Source organism: Shewanella psychromarinicola (genome assembly GCF_003855155.1).
Lineage (GTDB): Bacteria > Pseudomonadota > Gammaproteobacteria > Enterobacterales > Shewanellaceae > Shewanella > Shewanella psychromarinicola.
In genome coordinates, this window is the sequence record NZ_CP034073.1 from 244,895 (window position 1) to 266,574 (window position 21,680).

The 21,680-nt window shown below is 41.8% G+C and carries 15 protein-coding genes and 3 pseudogenes; 7 read left to right on the forward strand and 11 right to left on the reverse strand.

The annotated features are described in order from the left end of the window. Positions 1-239 precede the first annotated feature (239 nt). The gene (locus tag EGC80_RS01005; protein ID WP_101032819.1) at positions 240-1,298 is read right to left on the reverse strand and encodes a DUF3626 domain-containing protein; all 1,059 of its coding nucleotides are present in this window, start codon (positions 1,296-1,298) and stop codon (positions 240-242) included. A 532-nt stretch (positions 1,299-1,830) separates the two neighbouring features. On the opposite strand from EGC80_RS01005, the gene EGC80_RS01010 reads away from it, so the two are divergent. After that, the gene (locus tag EGC80_RS01010; RefSeq protein WP_124013496.1) at positions 1,831-3,282 is read left to right on the forward strand and encodes a DEAD/DEAH box helicase; all 1,452 of its coding nucleotides are present in this window, start codon (positions 1,831-1,833) and stop codon (positions 3,280-3,282) included. A gap of 102 nt (positions 3,283-3,384) precedes the next feature. On the opposite strand, the gene dbpA is transcribed toward EGC80_RS01010, so the two are convergent. The 3 genes from dbpA to EGC80_RS01025 all read right to left on the reverse strand — a co-directional run bounded on the left by dbpA (position 3,385) and on the right by EGC80_RS01025 (position 8,141). Continuing rightward, positions 3,385-4,788, reverse strand: a complete 1,404-nt coding sequence (dbpA, locus tag EGC80_RS01015; protein ID WP_124013495.1) for an ATP-dependent RNA helicase DbpA — start codon at positions 4,786-4,788, stop codon at positions 3,385-3,387. 325 nt (positions 4,789-5,113) lie between these two features. Further along, positions 5,114-5,980 carry a pirin family protein gene (locus EGC80_RS01020; RefSeq protein ID WP_124013536.1) on the reverse strand — a complete coding sequence of 289 codons (867 nt, stop codon included), beginning with the start codon at positions 5,978-5,980 and terminating at the stop codon, positions 5,114-5,116. Positions 5,981-6,590: 610 nt separating this feature from the next. Continuing rightward, positions 6,591-8,141, reverse strand: a complete 1,551-nt coding sequence (locus EGC80_RS01025) for a methyl-accepting chemotaxis protein (protein WP_124013494.1) — start codon at positions 8,139-8,141, stop codon at positions 6,591-6,593. A gap of 725 nt (positions 8,142-8,866) precedes the next feature. Here EGC80_RS01025 and EGC80_RS01030 point away from each other — a divergent pair. After that, positions 8,867-9,241 (forward strand): hypothetical protein, encoded by a 375-nt coding sequence (locus EGC80_RS01030; RefSeq protein ID WP_101034746.1) that lies wholly within the window; start codon positions 8,867-8,869, stop codon positions 9,239-9,241. Positions 9,242-9,301: 60 nt separating this feature from the next. On the opposite strand, the gene EGC80_RS01035 is transcribed toward EGC80_RS01030, so the two are convergent. Continuing rightward, a complete protein-coding gene (locus tag EGC80_RS01035) occupies positions 9,302-11,128 on the reverse strand; it encodes a thiamine pyrophosphate-binding protein (RefSeq protein ID WP_124013493.1) in 1,827 nt (608 codons plus the stop codon). 286 nt (positions 11,129-11,414) lie between these two features. Here EGC80_RS01035 and EGC80_RS01040 point away from each other — a divergent pair. Both EGC80_RS01040 and EGC80_RS01045 read left to right on the forward strand, forming a co-directional pair. Further along, positions 11,415-11,597, forward strand: a pseudogene (locus EGC80_RS01040) (cytochrome b/b6 domain-containing protein); the annotation flags it as partial. Then, positions 11,591-11,698: pseudogene (locus EGC80_RS01045) on the forward strand (DUF1924 domain-containing protein); the annotation flags it as partial. The pseudogenes EGC80_RS01040 and EGC80_RS01045, both read left to right, overlap by 7 nt. Here the strand turns inward: EGC80_RS01045 and EGC80_RS01050 are convergent. Beyond that, positions 11,657-12,247 carry a class I SAM-dependent methyltransferase gene (locus EGC80_RS01050; protein ID WP_124013492.1) on the reverse strand — a complete coding sequence of 197 codons (591 nt, stop codon included), beginning with the start codon at positions 12,245-12,247 and terminating at the stop codon, positions 11,657-11,659. The pseudogene EGC80_RS01045 and the gene EGC80_RS01050 sit on opposite strands and share 42 nt — an antisense overlap. Before the next feature lie 482 nt (positions 12,248-12,729). Between EGC80_RS01050 and EGC80_RS22600 the strand changes: the two genes are divergently transcribed. After that, the gene (locus EGC80_RS22600; protein WP_124013491.1) at positions 12,730-12,981 is read left to right on the forward strand and encodes a hypothetical protein; all 252 of its coding nucleotides are present in this window, start codon (positions 12,730-12,732) and stop codon (positions 12,979-12,981) included. Positions 12,982-13,350: 369 nt separating this feature from the next. On the opposite strand, the gene EGC80_RS01060 is transcribed toward EGC80_RS22600, so the two are convergent. After that, positions 13,351-14,052 (reverse strand): CPBP family glutamic-type intramembrane protease, encoded by a 702-nt coding sequence (locus tag EGC80_RS01060; RefSeq protein WP_124013490.1) that lies wholly within the window; start codon positions 14,050-14,052, stop codon positions 13,351-13,353. Between the two features lie 572 nt (positions 14,053-14,624). Beyond that, positions 14,625-16,180, reverse strand: a protein-coding gene (locus EGC80_RS01065) for an IS3 family transposase (RefSeq protein WP_124011615.1) whose coding sequence is annotated in 2 segments (ribosomal slippage) — positions 14,625-15,727 and positions 15,727-16,180 — 1,557 coding nt in all. Because the reading frame shifts where the segments join, the coding sequence is not laid out codon by codon here. Positions 16,181-16,498: 318 nt separating this feature from the next. Here EGC80_RS01065 and EGC80_RS01070 point away from each other — a divergent pair. Next, a complete protein-coding gene (locus tag EGC80_RS01070) occupies positions 16,499-16,990 on the forward strand; it encodes a DUF1097 domain-containing protein (RefSeq protein WP_124014346.1) in 492 nt (163 codons plus the stop codon). 417 nt (positions 16,991-17,407) lie between these two features. On the opposite strand, the gene EGC80_RS01075 is transcribed toward EGC80_RS01070, so the two are convergent. Further along, positions 17,408-18,385, reverse strand: coding sequence for a transposase (locus EGC80_RS01075; protein ID WP_164839404.1), 978 nt, complete (start codon positions 18,383-18,385; stop codon positions 17,408-17,410). Between the two features lie 346 nt (positions 18,386-18,731). Here EGC80_RS01075 and EGC80_RS01080 point away from each other — a divergent pair. Next, positions 18,732-19,613, forward strand: a pseudogene (locus EGC80_RS01080) (IS110 family RNA-guided transposase); the annotation flags it as partial. A gap of 28 nt (positions 19,614-19,641) precedes the next feature. On the opposite strand, the gene EGC80_RS01085 reads toward EGC80_RS01080, so the two are convergent. Both EGC80_RS01085 and EGC80_RS01090 read right to left on the reverse strand, forming a co-directional pair. Next, positions 19,642-20,049, reverse strand: a complete 408-nt coding sequence (locus EGC80_RS01085) for a DUF4279 domain-containing protein (protein ID WP_124014350.1) — start codon at positions 20,047-20,049, stop codon at positions 19,642-19,644. 133 nt (positions 20,050-20,182) lie between these two features. Then, positions 20,183-21,640 (reverse strand): hypothetical protein, encoded by a 1,458-nt coding sequence (locus EGC80_RS01090; protein WP_124693445.1) that lies wholly within the window; start codon positions 21,638-21,640, stop codon positions 20,183-20,185. Positions 21,641-21,680: the final 40 nt, after the last annotated feature.

Genomic DNA, 21,680 nt, shown 5'->3' on the forward strand with positions numbered 1-21,680 from the left:
ATTTTGCTAATAAAGCCTGATTTAATAATTAAATTTAGTAACAATATCAATTACCTTAAATATCTTCTCGAAACATATCGCATTCAGTAAAGTACCTCTTGTGAAAATAGCCTAGTTTATCCCAAGCCAATATCACATTGCTCAGCATAATAATGATGAATCGTATAACCAAGCTAATTGATGAACAGAACACAGAGGGAGGCGATAGGCTAATATCAGTTTAGCATCGATAACACTCTTTACTGAGTGGTACTCTCACCGTATTTAACCAACACGTGCCAGAGTAACTTTAAGTCTTGTCGTTTTTTAGAATGTGCTCCCCGCTCACTCCAAGAAGCAGGTTGTTTTTGTAATTGGTATGCCGCACGGCCAATAATTTCTGCATTGATCAACTCATTTTCAGCAATACTTTGTGCCAAAATAGGCATGGCAGCACCACGAAAATCATCCGGTACTTGCGCCACATTAATTTGACGCCCTTTATGCCAATGCAATTCAATTTCGTATTCGTTACACAAGGCGATTAATGAATCCCCTATGGCGCTCCCCATAAATGACGGATCCGCGACTAATATGGCGACATCTTCCTCCAGCATCACATCACCGTGAATTTGGGCTTCAATATAATGATCTAAATTAGCGCTTGGCATAGCGTCAAAGCGGCGGCTGATATCATCGGTTAAATGCTGACTAAAATGTTCAATTAGCTTACTCGGTTTAAGCCCTGGAATGCCCAACGCATATTGACGTTCAAAACTTTCACTTAATAATGCCGCTATAATCGCATCAAAACACTTTATGGTGCCCTTTTCTTTGGGCAATCGATAAGAGTCCAGGTAACTAAAGGTACATCGCGACAATATTTGAGGATGGGTGACAAAATAACAACTGCCAAAGCGAGGCGCTGGGCCTAGCGGACATAAACCAAAATCTAACGCACCATATTTAGGCCGATGCTTAATACCAGAATAAGTGTGACCAAATAATTGGTTTTCCCAATGGTCGCGAGACCCGCCTAATTCTGGCGATAAGTGGCCATTAGAAACATGAGTTTCAAACTGACTTTTATACACACCATCACGCAATAACCCATCAACAACGGTGAGGCCGCGGTTATCAATTTGATCGGGATGAAAATGCAAAGCGACTCGACTATGTTGCGCTAGCTCACGCATAGCGAGTTGGAGTGATAAGGTTGAAATATTAGACATTAACAACACATTCTTGATCACGGCATGAGCATGATCTCGCAGCTCATACGCCATTTTCTCTATGTGTGTTTGTGCCGTTAATTTCATCAGTAAGAGACTCCTAAGTTAAGTAACCTCAGCTCGGGATAATAAACGGTTATCAAACAACCCTTCCCCTGCTAACTGCGTTGTATTGACTTGCAATTGAGTCGCTGTTGAAGCGTCAATCCTCTTTATTAGCAAAACACATGGCAAATTAGCGATAAATTAGCTGAAATGTTCTGATTTTAGCTTACTTACCCCATATATTAACCCGAGATCAGCTTAGTAAAACCCTGCTAAGTCGCTGAATATTGCATTAGAAAACAGCTTATCGTTTTATTGTATGTAATAAGTCGACGTTTAGCACTGTTGCAAGTCTTAAGATTAACACGATTTCATTCAACCGCTGTATTTGGGATAATAACCTCTGTATTTGAACGATTAAATCGCCCATTATTGATTGCAACCCAAGAGGATACATCATCGCCCACTAAGGGATTTGATAGCACTTATAGCGGTTTTCAGGTAAGCTTCACGGCCGCCGTTACTGGCTACCTTTTATTCAAAGCAACAATGCGTTGCCCAAAGAGATTTTTCTATGAGTTTTTCCTCACTTGGTCTGAATGCTGCTATTTTAAAAGCGGTTGAAAAACAAGGTTACGACACCCCCACTCCAATTCAAGCACAAGCAATTCCAGCCGTTTTAGCGGGCCAAGATGTAATGGCAGCGGCACAAACTGGGACAGGAAAAACAGCTGGTTTTACCCTGCCAATTTTAGAATTGTTGTCTAAAGGTGAACGCGCGCAACGTGGTCAAGTCCGTGCGCTCGTGTTAACACCAACACGTGAACTTGCAGCACAAGTACAAGAAAGCGTCGCCACTTATGGCGTCAACTTACCGTTAAAATCAGCCGTGGTATTTGGTGGTGTGTCTATCGTGCCACAATTAGCTGCGCTCAGAAATGGGGTCGACATTTTAGTCGCCACCCCTGGCCGTTTACTCGACTTATGCCAGCAAAAAGCCCTTAGCTTCAGCAAATTAGAAATTCTCGTGTTAGATGAAGCAGACCGCATGCTAGACATGGGCTTTATTCGTGACATTAAAAAAGTATTATCGATGTTACCTGCTAAGCGTCAAAACCTGATGTTTTCAGCGACTTTTTCGAATGAAATTCGTGAACTGGCTAAAGGTTTGGTTAACAATCCGGTAGAAATTTCAGTAACGCCTCGCAACGCTACCGCCGCCTCGGTGACACAATGTGTGTACCCATTGGATAAAACACGAAAATCAATGGCACTAATCGAACTGATTAAAACCAATGATTGGAAGCAAGTATTGGTCTTTTCGCGCACCAAACATGGCGCCAACCGTTTGGCCAAGAGTTTAGATGCCGCCAACATTAAAGCTGCAGCGATTCATGGTAATAAAAGCCAAACCGCACGCACAAAGGCTTTGGCTGATTTTAAAGCTGGCGCAGTACAAGTGATGGTCGCAACCGACATTGCCGCTCGCGGTATCGACATAGATCAACTGCCATGTGTTGTGAACTTTGACTTGCCCAATGTACCTGAAGATTATGTACATCGTATTGGCCGTACAGGCCGTGCAGGTTCAACAGGTCAAGCGGTATCATTAGTTGGCTTAGAAGAAGTTAAGTTACTGCATGATATTGAGCGCTTAACTAATCGCGTCATTGAGCGTAAGCAGCTTGATGGTTTTGAAGCACCGTTCACAATTCCTGAACCTAACCTCAAATCAAGTGGCAGCTCAAAAAGCACTCAAGCGAGAAAGCCAAACCCGAACCGCAGTAAACATGCTCAGCAACATGCTAATGATGGTGCTCAAGGTGATAAGCCAGCGCGTAAGTTTGACTCACGCCAGCAATCACGTGGCCACGACAATAACGCTAACCCTGCTGATCCTAAGGCAGAAGCTAGAGCCAATGGTAATAAACCACCACAACGTTCACGTCCGCCACGTCGAAGTGGTACTGCACCAGTAACATCGACAAGCAGTAATCCTTATGCCAATGCTAAAGTAAAAAGCTAACTAGCGATAAAGCATAAAAAAACCGGTGAACATTGTTCACCGGTTTTTTATTATTCAGGCATCATCAATCGACTATAAATTGACCGATTACACATTAATTGGTCACATAAACCAAGCGCGGTAATTACGGCCTTTTAACTTACCTTTACTGATGATATTCATCGCTTGTTTAGACACATTGCTTTTTACTGCAACGTAAGCGCGAAAGTCAGTCACTTTGATTTTACCTATATCGTTAAAATCTAAACCATTGCCACCCGTTAATGCCCCAACAATGTCACCTGGACGGATTTTTTGCTTTTTACCCCCTTCAATCTGAATGGTGATCATCGCAGCCGCTAATGGCTGCTTGTTGAGTACGCTCATTGCAGGTAAAGGCTCACTGACTACGTCTTTGTTCATGGCTTCTTCAATCATCGCCATTTTGTAACCGTCTTCTTCACCAAACAAAGTATATGCGGCCCCTGAACTGCCAGCTCGGCCAGTACGGCCTATACGGTGAATATGCACTTCAGTATCGTAAGCAATATGATAGTTAAATACTGCGTCTAACTCATCAATATCCAATCCACGCGCCGCAACGTCGGTGGCCACTAAAATACGTGCACTACGGTTAGCAAACTGCAATAACATTTGATCGCGATCGCGCTGCTCTAAATCGCCATGTAATGCTAATACACTAAAGCCAAATTCATGTAGTGAGTCAGCTACTTGTTGGGTTTCACGCTTGGTATTACAAAACACTACTGCGCTTTCAGGCTGCTTATCTAATAACAATAAACGCAATGCTTCAAGACGGCCCTGGTTATCTTCGATACGATAAAAATGTTGATCGATAGTTAGGTTATCGTGCTTAGCTTCCACTTTAACCATTACCGGTTTATACAGAATTTGATCGGCAATCGCTTGGATCTGATCAGGGAACGTGGCGCTAAACAGTAACGTTTGACGCTCACGAGGTGCGGCAGCAATGATTTGGTCAATGTGCTGTTGGAAGCCCATTTCTAACATGCGATCTGCTTCATCTAAAATAAGCATGTTCATGTTACTTAAATCTAAACGGTTGCGATCTAAATGATCAACAATACGACCCGGTGTACCGACAATAATATGCGCACCGTGCTCTAATGAACCAACTTGCGGTCCCATAGGTACGCCGCCACAAAGTGTTAATACTTTAACGTTATGAATACCACGGGCCAAGGTACGAATGTCTTTCGCCACTTGGTCGGCTAATTCGCGCGTTGGACATAACACCATAGTTTGAATGCGAAAACGTTTTACATCCAGCTTATTGAGTAGCCCCAAACCAAAGGCTGCGGTTTTACCAGAACCTGTCATCGCTTGGCCAATGACATCTTCACCAGCCAAAATAGGCGGTAAACTTTCAGCTTGGATCTGAGTCATCGATTCAAAACCCATAGTGTGGAGGTTTTCAAGCAATTCAGGTTTTAAATTAAGTGATGCGAAAGCCGTGTTAACGGCCTGTTCTGTAGACTGACTCAAGGCAAATATCCTCTGATATCGAAAGGTAAAAAAGCAGACAAATGCTGCAAAAAAATACCAATACCATTACATAAATGAGCCATTATCGCGCAAAAACAATCATTTAATAGCGAAACAAAATTAGCATATAGAATGGAGCTATATGAAAAGTGCTTACCGCAATATGCGAACGATTTATCTTGCCAGAAGGAACAGATAATAAATAAGATTGGTGTTAGCAAAGGTGTTAAAACAAACCTAAGCCAGATATCAGCTATTGTAGCAATTTTATTGCCCGTTCGCTGACAAATATTTACCCATAACTCAGCTTATGTTGAGCGCAATCCTAGAAAATTTGCTCAAAAAGACCTTGCTGATAATCGAGTACTGCTTGCTCTATCTCAGCTTGACTATTCATCACAAACGGCCCCATATAAACAATTTCTTCATTTATAGGTTTTCCCGCAAGCAACAATAATCCTGCACCTGTCGATTCCGTTTGAAAATGACTAACGTCATGTGGATCTAATACCAAAAACTGTCCTGCTCTGGCCGTTTCTCGCAGACCTTGTGCATCAACATAGTTAAGTTCACCTTGATACACATAAGCACACACCGTTTGGTATTCTGCAAGATTAAGTGTGCCATGGCCATACTCAGCTAAGGTTAAATCGGCAATAGCACCATGGCCGGCTAAACCTTGAATACTTGAGCTAATTTCATGTGGGTCATGATTAAAGCCCCAGCTCCCCGCCAAGGCAACAAGTTTTGCGCCGTGTTCGTTATCTATACACGGATTAGCCTGCTTGCTGGTGTCTTGATAAATGGGCGGACGCATTTTATGTTTTGCTGGCATATTGAGCCAAATTTGAAACCCATGCAGCCCTTTTTTAGCATCCGCTAATGGCATTTCAGAATGCACCACACCACTGCCAGTACTCATCCACTGCACGTCTCCGGCACGAATAGGCTTAACATTGCCCATTTGATCGCGATGTTCAAAGCCACCTGTACGGATATAGGTAAAGGTTTCTATGCCGCGATGAGGATGAGGCGGAAAACCACCAATAAAATCTTGCTCGTTATCAGACTTTATTTCATCCATCATTAAATAGGGGTCAAAACGAAGCTTATCGAAATCGGCAATACGATTGATGTTAACACCATCACCGTCCATAGCAGGCAATGCACTGTAGCGATTCAATACTTTCATCATAAACCCCATTTATTTAACCTCAACTCAAGATAATAAACGGTTATCAACCAGCTATTTTCTCGTTCACTGCATTTTACTGACTCGCAGTAGCACGCTATTGACGCGTTATTAACGTGTCATTGCACCTCGTTAACAGAACAAATGATGAGCTTGATATGACAGATAAATAGATAATTTATTTTATCTCTATAACCCGAGCAGAGGTTATTTATATCAATATCACTTGAGCATAGCAGGCAATATAGTTAATGAGTATTGTATAATAGTGTGATTTTCATTCGATGACATCGACTGCAAAAGCATGCTCACGCGCTTATGGTGTCGCGATAAAGCGAGTTAATCCTCTGAGGTTTACGGCTCAAAAAACGATCAAAGCAACAACAAAGATACAATAGAAACAAACGGCGATAGCTTGAAAAGGATGTATGCCAAGTAGGTCGACATTCCCCAAGTCATCGCAAATCGCTCAACCTAGGTGGCTAATTGTAATGCCACACGGCGGTATGCAATGACATAAGGAATATTGCAGAGCCAACGGCGTTGGCCATGTATAAGGTAGGATTATTATGCTCAATCTATATCGAATTAATATTGACGTTCAAAACGTCTAATTAAACTGTGACACCAACTCTGTTTGGCGAACACCTTGACCACTAATTTCTTGGCTATGTATTGCAGCATTATGGCAATTTTGTTCGAATTGATTGATACCAGCTTGTAATGCCATCGCATTATTATAAATTTGATTAACGACAGTGGCTTGTTCTTCAGCAGCAACTGAAATTTGCTCTCCATTACCCTCGATAATGTTCATCACTTCACTGACAGAAATCAGGCTTTGCTCAAGCATGTTACTGGAGTCAATGCTCTTGTCTATTAACAAATGACTTTGATCCATTTGCGCTACAGCCTCTGCAGTCGTGTGACTGAGTGTATTGATAATAGCGTGTATTTCAAGAGCAGACGTTGCTGAGCGGCTTGCCAAGTTACGCACTTCATCGGCGACCACTGCAAATCCTCTGCCCGTCTCTCCAGCGCGCGCGGCTTCAATGGCCGCATTAAGCGCCAGTAAGTTTGTTTGCTGCGCAATACTTTCTATCACATCGACGGCTTGATTCACGCTTTGGCATTGTTGATTCAGGGTAGAAATAGCAACACGCGACTCTTCGAGTAAGCTATTAATTTCAGTTGTGGCGGTTTTACTGTTAACTAATGCCACCTTAGTTGCCTGTATTTGTTCCACTAATTGATGGATTTCTGCCGTTGAGTTACTGGTGTTTTGGGCAATGTCAGTAACAGAAGCGTTCATTTGCCCAATGGCTGTAACGACTTGTTCTAAATTTTGTGATTGCTCAACCAACTGGCTCTGATTGGCTTGATTTTGTTGTTGATGCTCTTCTAAACCTTGCTGGAGTTCTTCACCACTGTCTTTGATACGTCCGACCACGGCAAGTATTTCTGCTTTTTGCATCCGTAGGCTTAATTCTATGTGAGAAAGCTCATCGGTATAACCCGTGTAAACAAATTGATTGAGTGGATTATCATGTATTTTTTTACTCAAAATAAGTATGTTATCAAAACGCTGTTTAAGAACATAAAGCGGTCGACAAAAACATATAATGGCGATAATAAAGGTTAACATAGTGAAGAAAGCACTGGCGTAAGGTAAGGACATGAATAACCCTACTGAAAACAACCAGCCCAATAGCAGTTTAGTGATAATACTGGCGCCAAACTTTGGCTTGGCTGCTTTGCCAGCATTGACCGCATCATAACAGGCTTGAGCACGTTCAGTGAGCTCAACTTCAGGTTGAGTTCTAACCGACTGGTATTCACAAATAGTACCGTTGCGTTTAATGGGGGTGACATAGGCGTTAACCCAATAGTATTTGCCATTTTTGCAACGGTTCTTCACTAGCCCCATCCAGCTTTGTCCTTGCTTAATAGTATCCCAGAGGTCAGCAAATGCGGCTTTAGGCATATCAGGATGGCGGACAATATTATGTGGCTTGTTGATTAATTCTTCTTTTTGGTAGCCACAAACAGTAACAAAGTCATCATTAACATGGGTAATGATACTGTCTAGATCTGTTGTTGAAAGAATTTTATAATCTGACGGATACGTGATTTCTTCATCAATAATTTCTTTTACAGTCATGGTGATACATTAAACGCAGTCAATTAAATAAGTGAGGCGATTATTAATCAGTCAGCACGACATTGATGTGATGATTAGCTAATTTAATCGCCAAATATTTAACATTTGTAAAATACACGAGTTAAGTCACATGGATGGTTTTTAAGATCGAGGTGATGTCTCAAGCATTAGCCGCTCATTTGGATGGCATCGGTAAATAATGTTAATATTTGTTCACCTTGTTAGTGACTTTTTTCTTCAGACGATAGCAGCGGATAAGGTCATTAAGCGTCAGCTATAAGGCCGATCATCTATTTAACCAATAACATAGCGAAAAATATCTTGGTAGACAGACTTTGATTTGTTGCCCATCAGCAAACGACCATTTGAAAAACATATTTATGGCGCTATTTTAGATCGACTATTTTAATCTAGCTGACTCTATCTCAACGGTGTTTTAATATAAAAATGAAAAGTCATATTCATTCAAAGAGGTTAATTCCAGGTATGGATCGCTTGCTCTTTTGTGGTTGCCTTTTACATAATAGTCGCTTAATACCCACCATTTTTCTCATCGCCAACAGCGAGAAAGGAACGGGAGTTGAAGCAAAAATAAGCGTTTATACTGTGACGATTCTCTAGCAATTAGTTATCGCACCATGATCACTCTTGATGTGTGCTGGATAACGTTAAAATAATCAAAACACAGTATAATCATGGTTAATTAATGATTGGTGGGAAACGAAGTGCTGACACAAATTCTAGTCACGATATTAGTAATCGTTGGCGCTATTGTATATTTACGCAGTGGCCGGGGCAGTAAAGCGAGTCGCAGTGCTGCAATAGCAGAGGAACAAAGCTCGCCATTTTTTAGTCGGGTGATTATTTACGCTATGATTGCAGTGTCGATGTTAGCCTCAACTGGCTATTGGGGTTGGAGTCTGTATGACGAAAACACCGTGGTTGAAGTGACGATTACATCACCCATTGAAGCGATGACCACAAGCTACAAAGTACGTAAAAAAGATATTGAAGCCAAGCGGATTACCACCGTTGATGGGATTCAAATCCGTTTATCTAATCAAGAGCGATTAACGATTAAAGCGGCAGAGGCACAGTAATTATTTGTACCTAATCAGAGTCACCCTGCCGCCCACTCATCTGGCGCTATTTTACTGCCACTATGCCTGATCGCAAAGCGCCTGCCATTGGGCGCTAGCAACAGGGTCGCCATTTTTAAAACCAATATAGCTATTCAGTTTACGGCTGATATCACTCTGGCATTGAGTTTCTACAGATGTGGGGATTTCGATCAAATGCAGCCCGCCTGTGGCTGTTTGTTGTAGGGTCTGTATCAGCTGTGCCTGAGTCTGACAATAATGGCCCTGCCCGCCGTAAGCTTGGATCAACAACTTAGGATCAAAACCTTCTGCATTGCAGTGATATATGGGCGCATTGCCTGCTTTGCCTAAATGAAACACATTGTTTCGCATGTAAAGTATCGTGACATTGGCATGCTGTTTCTGCAAATTAATCAACTCATTAGCCTGAAAATTAAACCCGCCATCACCTGTGATAACCAAAATAGGCACTTGACTGCCAATGTAAGCGAGTTCATCGGCTACCGCTCTGGCATAGGGAAGGCTTGTGCCCATGGCGGCATACCAAGGATTGGCCAAAAAACTGCGTCCAAGTTCAGTGCTTAAGGTATTAAGCTCGAAGCTGGCGAAGAAGGCATTGCCTATTTCAGGAATAAATACATAGGGCTGAGGCAAAGTGGCTTGAGCTACATTGATCACCTTTGCCAAATTGGCATAGCTTAGGCTCTGCTGGGCTTCAATGTTTTCTCCCATAACGGCAACAGCATCTTGCGGCGCAGCCTGCGGTGATAGTTGAGGTTGTTTTGTTGTGGCTTCTAGCCTGTGCTGCAGCCCCAACTCTAGCAGGGTGACGACGGCGATGATGTCTTGCTCCCGGTGAGCAGTGCCCTTTAACATCGTCTTATTCTGGTGCTTGTCTATGGCATGAGTCTGGCTGCCAAAGGCATTGTTGGTGTCGGATGGAAAAATAGCTGTGCCTATTTCCAACACATAATCGGCGATGGTTTCAATGTAGATTTTACCTGGGGTGTGGCTGAATACGCCGTTATAGCAGCCAAGACAGAGAGGATCACTTTCATCGACCATACCCTTGGCAAACCAAGTGACGGCATAGGGTAGTTGCAACTGATGACATAGCTTGACCAATCTTGCCAATAGATCGGGATTAAGGCGCAACTTTTCCCCAAGAAACAGTAAGGGAGCCTTAGATTTGCTCAGCTTATCGAGTATGTTCGCGGCGATAAGTTCAGCGCCGCTCAAATTAAGGTGTTGTCCTTGGAGAGAATCCAGACTTGGGGGTAAAGACAAGGCTTGGGTCGGTTGCTGCACCAGATCCCTGGGGATCTCGATATACACAGGTTGGCGATGTAAATAAGCATGAGTCATTAATGCTAAGCATTGCTCAGCGGCAATATTAGGCTGACCAGTATGACGCTGTCCTTGTAGTCGCTCTGCGCGAATACCTAGGGCTTTAAACGCATTGAGGGCAGCATTGAGATCCGTATTCCACGCGGTATGAGGATGCACAGTATGGTGCAAGGAATGCTGGGCGATTTCATTCTCCCCAGGAGCACCGGATATAAAAATAACAGGTAAGCCTTCGGTGCGGGCTAGGGCCGCGGCAGAAATACAGGGTAAGCTGCCGACTGTGTATGTTGTAAGGCAGACACCAAGGCCTGCTACCTCGGCTTGAGCACATGCGCTAAAGCCTGCGTGCATCTCATTACTTGAGGGCAGCACAGTAAGGCTCGGCTCAAGTGCATTAATAAGGTTGGCGACAAAATCGCCACCCACACCATAGAGCCGCTTCGCCCCAAAAAATTGCAATAACTGGGCAAGGCTATGTCCTAGTTGTGGCAAGCTGTCATGGTACTGCTTGCCAAAATTGTGTTGAATCGATGAGGTCACATTACGCTCCTATAGTCGTTAATGGCCTTAGACTAAGCGCAAGTGCTAGATCATGTATTGATCGAGATCAGCTTTATAAAATTGCCCTGCAGATGCGGTTGTCACAACGCCCTCCCCATAACCAAGCAACCCATTTTGCTAATCCTCTCCCAATGGCCAATCGGCCACACCACTAGAACAACTCATTTCACCGCAGCTCAAACCAAGTGACCCATTGAAAATTTAAGCGAGGTTTAAGTTTGGGTTAAGTAACCTACTCCTAAACCACAATTAGGCGCGTCACATCATGCCATTAAATAACTTGCACACCATTAACGTCTGGGATGTGTTGATCCGCATATTCCATTGGTCACACGTTGGTTTTTTTACTCTAGCCTATTTAACCGAGGGCGAAGATGAGTGGATGACCATTCACAGCTACGCGGGTTACAGCATCTTAATCTTATTAGTTTTTCGCCTGTTATGGGGATGCATCAAAAGACCCGCAAAGCAATCGACCCCATGGCACAGTCCATTACCATCGATCGCTTAACCGACAGTGCCAAAATAGAAAAATGGTTCACTCGTAACTTTAGTCGCTACGCCACAGCTAATATAAGATGCAAACTTCGGCATTCCCTTTATATAATTACTTTCAAACCAATCGATAGTGAACCCGCTGCTTTGTATATTTTCAATCATAGGCCTATTTAAATTACAGCCACCAAAGGCGTTACCCCATAAACGATTTAAACGATTTTGCCATTTTTTAATTGAGTCATCAGGAGCTTGACCATGCTCACAGAAAAGAATTTTACCATCGGGCTTTAATACTCTGTGTATTTGCTTCATTGCGGCACGCCAATCAGCAATAGTGCAAAGCGTGTACGTTAACACGACTGAGTCAACACAATGATCATCAAGCGGAATTTGTTCACCGGGGAGACTTAGCCACTCAACCTGAATAGGGGATTTAGCTAGATTTTTTAGCGCTTTTTTACGCATTCCAAGAGAAGGTTCAAGCCCCCATATCATGTTTACTTTCATAGGATTATATAAAGTCATGTTAACAGCAGACCCCATACCAACCTCTAACACATTGCCATAAGCTAAAGGAACGACTTTTTGCCTAAGTTCCATTATGACACTTGAAGAACAAGCGCAATTGATAATGTGTGGAAGAATATTGTTTTCATAAAAACTCAAAGGTAAAACCTCTCTATAATTTGAGATTTACATGTCGAACGTTCAATATAAACCGCGCGAGCTTCAGCGGCTATAGGGCGCGAATGTATATTATGGTTAGCGCGCAATGTAAACCTCATCGGCTATTTCCCCTCGGCTCAATATGTATCTATATGCCTATATTGCCCTTATTTCTTGAATCCAGCCTTAACCGTAACCAGTGTAGTGGCCTTCTGGTTCGGAATTATAACTCCCGCGCACTTTATTAACTGAGGGGATTGGTACCGTTTATTTAACACCGAGATCCGATCCAGTCGATCACAGTTCAAACCAATAGCAGATCTTGTCATTAAAAAATGATAGCTAACTTTAGCCTAATCCCGCTGTTTTTATTACGATGGGCATAAGAACTTACACAGCTTAAAGTAAACTACAATATGGCAAAACCGAATAAGAAAGGACCTTCCCGAACCGTCGACATCTTCTGCGCTAAGTGTAAAACCCAGCTGTTTAAGTATCGCAAGGGAGGTAAAGGCGCCTTAATCAAATGCTTCAAGGAGCGTATTGTCGAAAACAACACCAAAGTCCCCTGCACTTGCCCTGAATGCGGCCAGGTATTTGCCCGAGAGACTTTAGTCCGCGGCGCGCCAGCCTTTAAAATGGTGGGTGGAAAAGTCACGTTTAAATAATTCCTAGCATCATCAGTAACAATGACACTACTGCGGATCTATCCATGGCGAGTGTGGGTCTCAATGTGAATATGAGTAAAAACGGCCACCTTGTTGCAAAAGGCTCATCATCCCCGCGCCAGTGAGTATACTAACCCCCGATAATGGCAAACACTGCTTTCTGCCACCACAATCAAGCAAATAATCACCATCAGCCATTTTTTAGGGGGACATGAGTCGCATCAAAAGCAATGATAAAAGTGAAGCAATTGAATAGAAAACTAAGGCCAACAGCCTTCGAAGAGTAGACGATTGCCCTGACTCATCGACAGCGTCCATATATGACATGTTTATTACGGCTATTTTATTTATGGAGTGATTAATCAGTGATTAATTGACCGAGTAATAGAACGCGGAAAAGCCAAATGCTAACTCAATCAATAAATGAAACGTTAACGCAGGCCATAAACTGCGAGTCTTAATGGTTAAATAGGATAATAAAGGCGAGGCGATGATCATGCCGATGGCTTCGTAGATAGGTTTTTTTATGTGGAATAATACTTCGAAGATGCACACGATAATGGTCATTATAATCGCTGCCGCCATTGGATTAAGTTTGTAATGCTTGGTTAAACAATATTGGCCACCGCCCAATAAAAATCCTCGGTGGAGGACTTCCCAGCCTATGATGGTCGATGCGGTAAAAATGAGAAAACGCTGAAACTTACCCGCTTCTCTGAGATCCTCTAAAGAACGTCCATGGCGATAGTGAGAGAAATAATCTGCGGCAAAAAATTGTAGATAAATAAATAAACAAAGCAGAAGACCAAAAAAGACAGCCATAAGCAGCAGGTTTTCACGATTAATTGTAGGTTTAGAGAAATACAGTTGTTTTAACGGTATCGCCAGCAAAAAAACCAGAACAAAAGGAAAGACTAATCGGCTTAAAACCCAATAACCTTTAAAGCCTCCCGACGCTAAAAAATTATTGCTGACATACACACCAACCACCTGTAACAGTAATATTACTATTAATAATATGCAGAACGGAGCCGCCATTTTGGCGCTAAGGATCTGGTCTTGGTGTGACATGTTTGTTATTTCCTTTTATGCTTTTTTAGAGCATTTTTTAGGGCTGCTTTAGCAATTGACGCCACAATATCTTATGTGGGCTCCCTTGAATGCCACCCATTCATCTAACGAATGGACGCCTAAGAATGCCACGACTTCTTAAAAATGCCACCCATTCTTCTGACGATAACGTTTTAAGTTGACGCGACTTCTTAAAAATGCCACCCATTCTTCTGACGATATTCGTCTAACGAATGGACGCCTAAGAATGCCACGACTTCTTAAAAATGCCACCCATTCTTCTGACGATAACGTTTTAAGTTGACGAAAGTGACTATTGCGACGTGTTAATAGTGGCTGTCTACATTATTTGTCTCTAGATGATGCTCTAATTATGTGTGGGATAGCCGATAAATGTCTCAAATTTGGCCTTCTGGGTCGCTCCATATCCTAAATCCATTGAGTCGAGGTGCCACTGATATTCGAAAGGATTAGAAAGCGTCAGGCAACATTATTTATTTTAAAAGAATTCGCAACAAGAGTGCCTCTATATGCGGTGTTTTTCAAGGTAGTTGGCACTCTTTACTTAAATTTTAAGCTGCATTTCTTGTTTCTGTTTCAGACTTCTTATCTGGGTTCAGTGTGACTTCACCTACAGCGTCACAATTCCTTATACCGTTTGGCCAGCGTTTAGGATTTCTTGACCTCGCTTCCTCTAGCACTATCTTACGCTTAGATAAAATAGTCCTGTCTTGCATCGCATGACGCTCACTCGGTGACACAAAGTTGAGCTTGCTGTGTTTATGCTTAGTATTGTACCAAGTCACAAATACTTCGACCCATTCTCGTGCTTCGGTGATGCTTTTAAAGCCAGAGCTGGGCCATTCTGGCCGATACTTTAATGTTCTAAACAGCGACTCGGAGTAAGGGTTATCGTTACTGACACTCGGGCGGCTTAATGACGCGGTAACGCCCAACTCTTCAAGCTTGGCTTTCATTGTTAACGACTTCATCGGAGCACCATTATCTGAGTGCAATACCAGTGGCTTCTTAAAGCATTGCTCACGCAGCATATTGCGTTGCATTAACTCGGCCGCTAGCTCACCACATTCACGTTCATGGACTTCATAACCCACAACCTTACGGCTATAAATATCCTCAAACATATATAGATAATAAAAGCGTCCTTTGATGACCGAAGCTAAATAAGTGATATCCCAAGACCACACTTTGTTCGGCCCATCTGCAACATAAGCATCTGGTTTACTTCTTTTTGTTATGCTTTGGCTTCGTCCACGTCGATTTAATTGAGCATTGGCTTTTAACACTCGGTAAAAACTCGACTCTGAAGCGATATAGACCCCTTCATCAAGCAGCGTCGGCACGATTTGTGAGGGAGGTAGACTCGCAAACCTTGCCTCATTCGAGGTTGCCAGTATCAGCTTTTCCTCGTCATCACTAAGCTTGTTGGCTGGCTCCTGTCTTACCGCCGAGGGCCTTAAATCAGCTTGTACTTTTCCTGCTCGATACCAGCGCCGATACGTCCGCTTACTTAGCTCTGCTTCAGCGCAAGCCTTGTAAAGACGTGCACCGTGGGCATACGCTTCTTGTATTAAATTCACCAATGTTATGCGCTTAGGCAAAGGCGTTAACTCTCCTCGTTGTCGTCCTCCCAAAGCGCATTGAGCTTTTTTCTAAGCACCAGTAAAGCCGCTGTTTCTGCTAACGCCTTCTCTTTGTAGCGTAGCTCTCGTTGCAGGGATTTGATTTCTGCTTTGTCTGATTTGGCTTGCTGCTTAATCGTTTTGGCTTGAACTTCACTTGTCGTAAAGCCCCCTAAACAATCTTGTTTCCACTGCTGAACTTGTTCTCGAAACAAACCATTTTCTCGGCAATATTGGCTTACTTCAGCTTCAGACATTGGCGCTGTTTCAATGAGAACGGCAAACTTAGCTTCGGCCGACCAATCATTACTGGTCAATTTTTTACCTGGCACTGGGCGACCCTCTTTTTTAGCTTTATCGCGCCAATGATACAGGGTTTGGTAGGCGATCCCTTCACTACGTGCCACTTCCATGACGGTCATATTGTGGGGAGGCAATAACTTCTTTAAAACTGCTTCTTTACGTTCAGATGAATATCGTGCCATTGAGCTCTCATTGACCGCCCCCTCTATTTAATTATTGGATGATTTTAAGGGGTGACAACAATCCTGACACAGGGGGTATGTGTTGGCATCCTTTTACTTGCAAGCGCACGACGATTTAACCGCTAACCGACATACGAAGTAGATGAATCAATAGCCAAATAAGCCACTCACTTATCGAGTTCCATAACGTTTGGTTTCATTAGCAGTTGCGATTATTTGCGAACTTGATCGCGTTTTACAAGGCTACACTGCATAATTTTCGTTTATTGTGCTAAATTTAGAACTCACAGTTCTAAATTTATATATTGAGAAGCAACAATGGCGCATCGTTGGCAAATTGCAATTTCTGCGGGTTTATTAGCGGCTATTTGGGCTGGTCTTGCTGATGTGTTTCATCTAGTGACATGGGTTGGCTTTCTCGGTTGCAGTACTTTTTTTGCTCAAACTGAATCTGGCGCTAAAGGGATGATGATGGCGATGATGACCAATCTTTCAGGTGTATTCTGGGGATGGTTAATTATTGCGGGGAGTGGTGTACTGGGTTCGCCAATAATAAGCTATGCATTAACGGGTATTGTCACTGCAATGATGTGCTTACAAGCCAGTAATAAAAACTTCGCTTTTATTCCCGGCACGTTTATTGGTTGTTGTATTACATTCGCGTTAAATGCTGATATCGCAGCAATTATTCCACCTCTAGTTATAGGCGCAGCGCTAGGCTATAGCATGAGCCTACTAACCGGCTTATTGATAACGTTAACGGCTAAAACAGCTGAATCGTTGAAAGATGAAACCGTAAAAGAAATCTAAGCACAGATTCGATGCCTCAATCGAGTCTGACACAAACGTTGAACGAGGCACTAGAGACTTAGAACAAAACATGCCGCCCATTTTATAAAACATCAAAACATAGCAACATCAAAACATAGCAACATCAAAACATAGCAACATCAAAACATAGCCACCCATTTTATTATGAATTAACATAACCAAAACATAGCCACCCATTTTATTATGAATTAACATAACTGCTTTTAGCTTTGATTGCGATAGCCTTCAGCACTATTCAAATGTATAAATTAAACGGGAATTATCAACAAACTGAGCGTTAGATAAAAAAACAGTAAGCAATACGGCAGATTCAAAGCAGCACTAGTGGCTTGATTGATATCAAGCTGGAAATGAAAGTATTGTTTTAGTGTTAGTTCTAGATTTAGAGATTAAGCCTTAAGCACACAGCCAGCGCAGGCAGTTTGATGCGCCTTGTCGACGTTTGCGTTCTAGATGTTCACAATATTCTGTTAATGCCGGTAACGCCCCTACTGCGCCTTTAAATAATGACCCAAACTCAGTGGTAATTTTCAGCCAGTTTTCTGCTGGAATATTGAGTCTGTTAAGAATATGTTGGCTACTGGCACTAATTGCACCACGCTTATCCTCTCGAATAATTCGCCCTGTATCTTCCACCAGCACAATATAGTCTTTAACACTGAACATCAGGCCATTTGGCATATCCTGACGTTCATTACCGACAAAAGGCAGTAACTCTTTTGGTTGCTCGCCTTTTATCGCTGAGTGTATTCGGCGTTGAATGCTGGTGTAGTCTGAAGTTTCTGCTGTGGTGGCCATTTTGGCGCGGATAGGATTCAAGTCGACATAAGCCATACAAGCTAAGACTGCGGCTTCATCGAGCAGCGCTTGGGATTTAAACCGCCCTTCCCAGAATCTGCCTGTGCACTTATCTTCTTTATTGGCCATTCGAGCAATCGGCTCACTCAAGGAGCGCATAAACCAACTGATATCGACCAAGCGTTGTCTGTACTGGGTTATGCAATCATTCACTGTGTTAAGTTCAAATTCGTTTAGGTCTTCACCCTTAACAAACTTCTGCGTCAGTAACGTCCCCTTAAAGCCTTTGTGCCACTGCATAAGCACGTCTTTATCTGACCAAATTTTAGCTTTGTCGCCATCGACTTTAATCACCACATGCAAATGATTACTCATCACTGCATAGGCACAGATATCAATGGCAAAGATGGTGGCAAGTTCCAGTATACGAGAATCAACCCATGTACGCCGATGCTCAAAGTCCTCACCTGTTGAATTATCAATCCCACACAAAAAGGCTTTACGCACTACCCGTGAGCAACAGTGATAATAAGGCGTGTCATCTAAGCTAACAATTGTTTGTCTTGGTCTGGCCATCTTTAATTACCATTTTGAAAGGGTAAATAAAGCGTAGGTTATTGTGCATAATTTAGCCAATAATTTTGGGTGGCCATGTTATTCTTTAGCAACAGTGATAATAAGGCGTGTCATCTAAGCTAACAATTGTTTGTCTTGGTCTGGCCATCTTTAATTACCATTTTGAAAGGGTAAATAAAGCGTAGGTTATTGTTTGTTATTTAGCCAATGATCGTGGGTGGCCATGTTATTCCTATTGTTTGTCTTGGTCTGGCCATCTTCAATTACCATTTTGAAAGGGTAAATAAAGCGTAGTTTATTGTTTGTTATTTAGCCAATAATCATGGGTGGCCATGTTATTCTTAATATTCGACCACTCGATATCTATTTTACCGTGTCTAACGATGATAAAGGCATCAAAGAAGCCGTGAGACTCATAAAAAAACACAACCCTGAACGTATTGTTATAGAAGCGACTGGGAGGCTTGAAATGCCCTTTATCATCGCTTGTGCTAATGCCAATTTACCCTTCGTTATCGCTAATCCTGTACACATAAAACGCTTTGCTGGTGCAATTGGCCAACGAGCTAAAACCGATAAGCTAGATGCACAACTTATCGCTCATTACAGTGAGGCCATCAAACCTCGTCTATCAACGCTAAAACCCGATATCATGCAGGCTATGAGCGATTTGGTCGGAAGACGAAATCAACTACTGGTCATGCAAACTATGGAGAAGAATAGACTTCAAATTCTTCCGAAAGAACTTGCGATGACCATCAAACCTATCCTGACGGTGTTTAAAAATCAGATTGCAAAAATTGAAACTAAAATCGTCAATCTCATCGAGTCAAACCCTGACTATCAAGCTAAAAACCTCATCCTGCAAAGCATGAAAGGGATAGGTAAAATTGCCGCAGCGTCAATCATCAGCAATCTACCGGAATTAGGCTATATCAATAACAAAGAAGCCAGTTCGTTAGTCGGTGTAGCACCAATGAATAAAGAAAGTGGACGCTTCAAAGGCCACCGAAAAATCCAAGGAGGACGACATCAAGTTAGAACCGTTTTATACATGGCCATGATGTCAGCGATACAGTCTAACCCCGTTTTTAAAGGGACTTATCAGCGATTAGTGGCTGCAGGAAAACCAAAGAAAGTGGCTATTATTGCCTGCATCAGGAAGATGGTTGTGATCTTAAATTCGATGCTAAGAGATGGTGTTTTATGGGAAGCGCCAAAAGCATAAAATTAACTATTGACGCCATAGTCTCTTGTTATGTTTCCGATTCATCATCGAAGTACATATCCCACAATATATCCAAACCTAATACTGAAAGTCTACGCATTAACTCTACTGTTAAAGATGGACCACCTTGCCCCGTAGAATCCCAGAAATTTGTAATCTTAGTTTCACAACCTTTATTCCTCAGGTTCTCAAGAACACTTTCCTTACCCTCTAATTTTTTGAGAATAATATTTAGATGTTCGATGTTATCAGTGGTTTTACATAAATCCTGAGTCGTCCATTTCCAAATATTACGCTCTCTGCGGTGTTTATATTTATGTTCGGGATCTTTTACCCAAATATCATGAGCAAAGAAGCCTAATGACTTATTGATTTCATCAGGAGTAATATCCTCAGAAAATATTAACAAGGTTGAATAAGTTTCAGTACACGCCAAGTGAATCTAACTCCGAACTTTACAAGGAAACATAACGCCGCGTTAAGCGGACTAAAATTGTTGGTTATAATGTGTAGCGAAGCGAAACCTAACCAACTGTTTTAGTTCCGTTTTCAACGCCTTGTTATATTTTTTATTTACCTTTTGCAAGAGATATCACACCCATCATAGAATGAGAAAAGCCTTTCCCTTCTGCCTTTTCATCCAATTTATCAGAAACATATTTCCCTGCGGCAGCGGCTCCAATTGGTAATAAAGCACCTAAAAATGGAGCTAAAACAGGAAGTATTGTCACTCCTAGAGTACCCCCAGCAATTAAAGCAGTATACTTATGCTTTGCTGCATATTTATCTTTAAATGCAGACACTTGCCTTTCATGTTTTGACACTGCTCTTTCAACATGAGAGCAAACTTCAGATGCAACATAACCCAGATCTTCTAGTTTTGTTTCTGGAAGGCTATTAACTAAATCTCTTAACTCTCTCCTGAACTCTACGTTTTCGTTAGTTTTTCTTATTTCTATTAGCTGAGCATCATTTATATTTGCTAAGTAATCTAGCCTCTGAGAGTTTAGTGATTGTAAAATTGCAGTTGTAGACGGATCAAATGAAGCTTTTTCGGATGCTTTTGCATTCTTCATTTTGGCAATTAATTGGTAATAATGAGCTTGAGCACTAATACATAAAAATGGGTGACTTCTAAGTTCGTCTGCATTCTCTAAAAGATGAAAATTTGGTGATACACGTTCAAAAATAGCATTGGTAATAATACTAATATCTCCATTTTTAAAAAGGTTATTACACCATTCCTCAGAGCGCCATTGTCTCATTTCAGCTTTGTAGTTCTCAATCTCATATTTTATTGTTTCGCCAGGTTCACTTCCTGGCGAAACAAATAAATTATTTTTTTCAATTTGTTGTAAATATTTCTCAGGGTATTTGGTGGCAAATTCCATTATATTTTTAGGATGCTTTATTCCAGAATCTACATAATGCGAAAATACATCTGTAATCAATTGAATTGTATTTTCCTGTGTCTGAGGATCATGCTCTTCAAGTGATTTCTCAAAGCTTGGAAAAACAAAGAATGGAGGAATATCAAATTCAGAACCAATCAAATCCGATAGATGTAATATGAAAAAAGCCATTTCTAGTATTCTGACTAAGTTAAACTTTTCTTCATCTCGCCTTTTTTCAAGCCATGGCATTATCGGGTCAGGAATTAGAACAGTATCAGAATATAATAATGAACGTCGGGTTGCATTTAAATGAGTTTGAAGAAAGCGACTACCACCGCCTAAATTTATTTTACAAGCATCTATTTTTTTCGCAGAACGAAAAGCTATTCCGCCTTCATCTTTATATAACTTAAGAAGTTTTTCTTCCAAAATAGAATACGAGGCTATAAATTTTTCTGTTTTTTGGGTGCTTTTTACAACAACCCCTGCCATTCTTTTAACCGAATCAGAGAAGTCTTCGATTGATGAAAAATCTCGTGGCAACGAACCTGTCACATTGACAAAAAACTCAGTTAATATTTCAAAGTATTTGTCTTGATAAATAATCAAATCATGAATTTCTTTCTGAGACATGTAGCAACCTCGATAAAATATAACGCCCGCAGCAACAGCA

What these genes read in the sequence shown, in the direction of transcription:
- EGC80_RS01005 (WP_101032819.1), bottom strand. Translation starts at nt 1,298, where the DNA reads ATGAAATTAACGGCACAAACACACATAGAGAAAATGGCGTATGAGCTG.
- EGC80_RS01010 (WP_124013496.1), top strand. Translation starts at nt 1,831, where the DNA reads ATGAGTTTTTCCTCACTTGGTCTGAATGCTGCTATTTTAAAAGCGGTT.
- EGC80_RS01020 (WP_124013536.1), bottom strand. Translation starts at nt 5,980, where the DNA reads ATGAAAGTATTGAATCGCTACAGTGCATTGCCTGCTATGGACGGTGAT.
- EGC80_RS01025 (WP_124013494.1), bottom strand. Translation starts at nt 8,141, where the DNA reads ATGACTGTAAAAGAAATTATTGATGAAGAAATCACGTATCCGTCAGAT.
- EGC80_RS01050 (WP_124013492.1), bottom strand. Translation starts at nt 12,247, where the DNA reads ATGGAACTTAGGCAAAAAGTCGTTCCTTTAGCTTATGGCAATGTGTTA.
- EGC80_RS22600 (WP_124013491.1), top strand. Translation starts at nt 12,730, where the DNA reads ATGGCAAAACCGAATAAGAAAGGACCTTCCCGAACCGTCGACATCTTC.
- EGC80_RS01060 (WP_124013490.1), bottom strand. Translation starts at nt 14,052, where the DNA reads ATGTCACACCAAGACCAGATCCTTAGCGCCAAAATGGCGGCTCCGTTC.
- EGC80_RS01070 (WP_124014346.1), top strand. Translation starts at nt 16,499, where the DNA reads ATGGCGCATCGTTGGCAAATTGCAATTTCTGCGGGTTTATTAGCGGCT.
- EGC80_RS01075 (WP_164839404.1), bottom strand. Translation starts at nt 18,385, where the DNA reads ATGGCCAGACCAAGACAAACAATTGTTAGCTTAGATGACACGCCTTAT.
- EGC80_RS01090 (WP_124693445.1), bottom strand. Translation starts at nt 21,640, where the DNA reads ATGTCTCAGAAAGAAATTCATGATTTGATTATTTATCAAGACAAATAC.